Source organism: Pseudomonas sp. (assembly GCF_037994325.1).
Classification (GTDB): Bacteria; Pseudomonadota; Gammaproteobacteria; order Pseudomonadales; family Pseudomonadaceae; genus Aquipseudomonas.
In genome coordinates, this window is record NZ_JBBNAH010000228.1 from 1 (window position 1) to 3,550 (window position 3,550).

The following is a 3,550-nucleotide window of genomic DNA, read 5'->3' on the forward strand; positions in this document are numbered from 1 at the left end:
GCACATGGGTGAACAAGTGCATGCGGGTGGTGTTCATCCAGACAAAGAACGGCTTGTTGGCCGCCACTTGTTTCTTGATGAACTCCTGGGCGGCGCCCACGGTTTCGTCGTCAATGGTTTCCATGCGTTTGGCGGTGAGGGCGCCGGTGTCTTCAATTTTGCCGTCGGCAAAACTGTGGATAACGCCGCGCGGGGAGTTGGCTTTTACCCAGGCGGGGTCGTCTTTGGGCCAGTAGGGGCGCTCGGGTTCTTCTTCGGCGTTGAGGTGGTACAGGTTGCCGAAAAATTCGTCGAAGCCGTGGGCGGTGGGCAGGTATTCGTCGCGGTCGCCCAAGTGGTTTTTACCAAATTGCCCGGTGGCGTAACCCTGGGATTTCAGCGCCTGGGCAATGGTGATATCGCGGGCCTGCAAGCCTACCGGTGCATTGGGAATGCCGACCTTCGACAGCCCCGTGCGCAGCGGTGTCTGCCCGGTGATAAAGCTTGAGCGCCCCGCCGTACAGCTGTTCTCGGCGTAGTAGTCGGTGAACATCATGCCTTCCTTGGCGATGCGGTCGATGTTCGGCGTTTTATAACCGACCACGCCAAAGGAATAGGCGCTGATATTGGTCTGGCCGATATCGTCGCCGAATATCACCAGAATGTTGGGTTTGTCAGCGGCGCCGGCGGTTGCCGAGAGCCCCATCACCGCGGCGGCGGTTAACGCCAACCTCGGGAGCCATTTGCGTACGCGCGTCATGGTGTTGCCTCCATTTCATCCATAAACCGCCGGGGCGGTTGACTGAAGTGCTCCGAATACTTCCGTTGTGGCGGCTTGGCGCGCGGGCGCTGGGCCGTGACGTTCGACTACGTTCGGGTATTGCGTTTGCGGTGCTATTTACTCCTTATCGAAGGGGTACACCCTTCGCCACTCCTTGCTCATGTCCACCACCGTCCATTTGTTTGCGGTGGCCTGCGTCAGGGCTTTGTCCAACTGGCCGATTGGCGAGGGGTGGTCGTAGGCGAATTCGCGTGCCGCGTCGGTGTGGTGCACCAGGCCCATAAAGCGTTTGCCCTTGCCTGCGGCCGTCCACTGCAACATTTGCAGGTCGCCGTCGGAGTTGCCGAAGGCCAGCACGGGGCGGCGGCCAATGATGGCGTCGATGCTTTCCGGTTTGCCTGGGCCGTCGTTGTTATGGGCGAGCTTGGGGGTGCGTAGAATCGCCGGCTGGCCCTCGTTGTCGTGAAATTGGCTGACAAAGGTGGTGCCGATTACCTGTTCAGGTGGCACTCTATACACCGCTTCGGCAAAGGCGCGCATAAAGGCCACTTCGCCACCGGAGACGATGTAGGTTTTAAAGCCATTGGCGCGCAGGTAGGCGAGCAGTTCCAGCATCGGCTGGAACACCATTTCGGTGTAGGGCTTCTGGGTTTTCGGGTGCTTGGCACTGGCCAGCCAGGCGCGGGCGTTGGCCTGGAACTGTTCGGTGCTGATGCCGGTGTGGGTTACGCCCACCACCTTGAGTAGGCCGTTTTCACCGCTGGCGGCGAAGGTTTTTTTATCGCCCTCCAGCAGCGCCTTGAGCGTCGGATCGTTTTTCCATTCCGGGTGCTGCGGGGCCAGGCGTTTGAACTCGTCGAAGGCAAACAGAATCTGGAAATACGCCGGCTGTTCGCTCCATAAGGTGCCGTCGTTGTCAAACACGGCAATGCGCTCCGCGGCTGGCACAAAGTCGTCGGAGCCTTCTTTAGTCACCGCCTCAACAAAGCTGACGATGGCGCTTTTTGCCGGCCCATCGTTCCACGCCGGCAACGGTTCGGCCGCGTACATAAAGGTCGGCCACAGGGCCAACATCAGCAGGCAATAGAGCAGTAAATGGGAGCGGCCAAGTCGGTTCATAAGCGTTCCTTTGCGTGCGGGGTATGGCTGGGGTTCAACGCTTTCAGCGCATGGGCCGCCTTGTTTTTCGCGGGCTTGAGGCTGCGTTGCAACGCCGGTAACGCGTGCTCCAGTGCTGGCCAATTAGCGGCACTTCCAGGCCTGGCTGCGTAGCGTTCGTTGAGCAAGCCTAGCAGCGCATGTGCCGGTGCGAGTGGAAGCTGGCTAAAGGTGGTGAGGCCCGTGCGGCGGTGCAGCCACAGGTACAACGCGGAGAGTTCTGGCGGTTGTTTGTGCAACTGCGCAGGCACTTGCTGCCAGGCGTATTCGGTGCTGTTTAACCAGGCGTGCCGGCGCCGTTGGCGAGCCTGTTGCCAGGCGTTGCGACCACGCTGCCACCAGGGTTTGGCCAACGTGGCCAACAGCACAACCACCCCTAACAGCGCCGCCACCAGCCACAGGCGGGTTAAATGCAGCCGGTGGTGTTGGCCCAGCGCTTGTAGGTCGGCTGCGATGGAAAAGGGCGGCGCATACGCGGCATTGGCCTGGGCGGTAAAGCTGAAGGCTGGCACGCTGGCGCTGCGTTTTTGCTGGTTGGCGCTGTCCCACCAACTCAGTTCGATGGCGGGTAATTCGAAATGGCCGGCGTTGTTGATGCGGTAACTCACGCTGTCGATCCGCCGCCCCCCTGTTATCAGTCCACGGCCATCGCTAATGGCCTCGATTTGCGGCGCTGCGGGGTAAGTGCCGAGGCCTTCCACGGCGTTGAAAACCGGCGCCGGTAGCAACATCGCTTGCGTGCCATCGGCTTCCAAACGCAGCTCACGTACCAGCGTGTCGCCGACCTTTAACGGCCCGCCCGCGTGCTGAATGCGCTGGGTAAAACGCAGCCCTTGGGCGACCAACACCGGCTCGCCGGGGGTAAAGCCCGGTGGCTGTTGCGCGATAAAATTCAACGCCGCGCTGGTCGCGGTAATCGCTGCGGGCGCCAACCCCGGTTTGGCCCTGACGGTAAGCGGCGCGATGGCAAAGGCTTGCGCCTGGTTGGGTGTGATCAGGTAGACGTAGCGCAGGCCGAAAACGTTTTTGCCGTGGCGTGTGGTGTTGATATTTTCCGCCTCGCCACTAGGCGGTTGCACCAAGGCGCCGGGTAATTGCAGGGTGGGCAGTTGCGGCGCGTGGGTGAACCAGGCATCGGTGAGCACGTCCACTTCCAGGTGCACGGTGCTTCCCACCACCACTTCGCCGGGTGGTTGCAGACGCGCTTCTACCCACAGTTGCGGCGGGTCATCGGCCAGCGCCGCGAGCGGCCATAGCCACAGCAACCACAGCCAGCGCGTCATGGCTGCACCTGCTGAGCGGCGGCGTCTTGCAGGCTGAATTTCTGTTTAAGGAATTTCGCTGGCGAGGTGCTGAGGTTTTGCAGCCACAGCTCATCCGACGCGGCTTTGGGCACCTCAACGTTTTTGCCTTTGCCGGCCGGGTGTTGGTTGTCCACTTTGGTTTCGTCGGGCTTAACGTCCGGGGCTTTTTCTGCGGCGTCGTCGTAATCCTTTTGCAGGGCGATCGCCAGGGCCAGGTTGGCGCTGGCTTCGGGAAATTGCGGCTGCAGTTTGAGCGCCTGGGTATAGGCGGCGATGGCTTGGGCAAACTTAAAGCGCCGGGTGTAGATATTGCCCAAGTAGAAGTAAG

General features: G+C 61.0%; 4 protein-coding genes. All 4 read right to left on the reverse strand.

Translation table 11 applies throughout. From position 1 onward, the window contains the following. A partial coding sequence (locus AAAB16_RS07655; protein WP_340662810.1) for a sulfatase-like hydrolase/transferase occupies window positions 1-739 on the reverse strand: 739 nt, incomplete at its 3' end. Between the two features lie 138 nt (window positions 740-877). Further along, on the reverse strand, window positions 878-1,834 hold the full coding sequence (locus AAAB16_RS07660; protein WP_340662813.1) for an HAD family hydrolase: 957 nt from the start codon (window positions 1,832-1,834) through the stop codon (window positions 878-880). Between the two features lie 41 nt (window positions 1,835-1,875). After that, window positions 1,876-3,201: a hypothetical protein gene (locus tag AAAB16_RS07665; protein WP_340662811.1), complete on the reverse strand. Its 1,326-nt coding sequence runs from the start codon at window positions 3,199-3,201 to the stop codon at window positions 1,876-1,878. Beyond that, on the reverse strand, window positions 3,198-3,550 hold a 353-nt coding region (locus AAAB16_RS07670), incomplete at its 5' end, for a tetratricopeptide repeat protein (protein WP_340662812.1). The genes AAAB16_RS07665 and AAAB16_RS07670, both read right to left, overlap by 4 nt.